Here is a 1,133-nt window from a genome sequence, read left to right as displayed (position 1 = left end):
GAAAATTGGAACGACTGGGTTGACAACGATGCGAAGTTCGCTCTCAACCACATCCATACACCGCAAGCTAAGTTAGCGACGGCAGGTATGAAAGCTAAAATCGCAGAGATGCGCGAAAAAGCTCCGCAAGCTACGATGGACATCACAGGTCATTCCCTAGGAACCATTGTCTCTGCGCAAGGGGTAGCTGGCCTCACTGATGAAGAACTGGAGAAAATCGGAAAAGTGGTCCTCTTTGATGGCCCAGACACGACAAAGAGCTTAAAGAAAATGGGCCTCAGTGATGAGAAAATCAAAAAGATTAGCGAAAAAATCGAGTACTATGTCAATCCTTTTGATGTCGTGGGGATGCTTAATCGTGAGCATACCATTACCAAATTACCTGGGAATCTATAATGAACAACTATACTTATTAAAAGTATTTTTTTTTTACATTCATGATATAATAAACTTAGATTCCGCTATATAGGAGGAAAGAGATGAAAAAACGTACTTTGGTTTGGCTAGTTATAGCCCTTGTAGTATTTGGAGGAGGCGCATGGATGGCACAGGAAACAAATCTATTTGGAGGAATAACTCTGAGCCCACGGGCTAAGCAGTTAGCTTATCTGAAGGAGCATGAAGAGGAGATGGCGAACTTTATAAAGTCTAGAAATCCTAAAGTCGAAAGTGTCCAATTTGATTGGGATAGTATGAAAGTAGAAAATATAGGAAATGGTACCCCTCAAGGTGGGGGATATATTATAACATTGGATGGAAAAATAAATAACAATGAAGATACTGAATTTACAATTGGTTTCCCTATAGAATATAATAGCAATAGTATTCCCAATATTAAGAAAATTTCTGAAATGCAACCGATAAGAGTTTTGAAAGGCAACGTATGGGAGATTTATGACTAACAGTAATTTAAAAACCTTTGATAATTTTTATGCGGATTTAGCGCAATCGGCTTATATTGGTCGTCCCAATAATTTTCCACCTAAAAATAATTCAATAGAAGCAAGAGTGTTTGACTATTCAAAAGAAATAATTTATAACGAAGAAATCACCCCTGGAGGTAAACATCTTCCCCATAATGGTAGAGTCTACTTGCAACCAGATCCTGAGTTGCGAGATACTTATAAAGTCAC

The 1,133-nt window shown here is 38.2% G+C and carries 1 protein-coding gene and 2 pseudogenes; all 3 read left to right on the top strand.

What is annotated here, in order from left to right:
- Nucleotides 1-390, top strand: a pseudogene (locus HMPREF2853_RS04885) (cutinase family protein); the annotation flags it as partial.
- An 89-nt stretch (nt 391-479) separates the two neighbouring features.
- Complete coding sequence (locus HMPREF2853_RS04880) at nt 480-902, top strand: hypothetical protein (protein WP_070535116.1); 423 nt, start codon at nt 480-482, stop codon at nt 900-902.
- Nucleotides 895-1,133 (top strand): annotated as a pseudogene (locus HMPREF2853_RS04875) (DUF2974 domain-containing protein); the annotation flags it as partial. The gene HMPREF2853_RS04880 and the pseudogene HMPREF2853_RS04875, both read left to right, overlap by 8 nt.

It is taken from the genome of Streptococcus sp. HMSC077F03 (assembly GCF_001812375.1).
Taxonomy (GTDB): domain Bacteria; phylum Bacillota; class Bacilli; order Lactobacillales; family Streptococcaceae; genus Streptococcus; species Streptococcus oralis_S.
The sequence above is the reverse complement of the archived record's forward strand: the minus strand, read 5'-3'. Positions and strand labels throughout refer to the sequence as shown.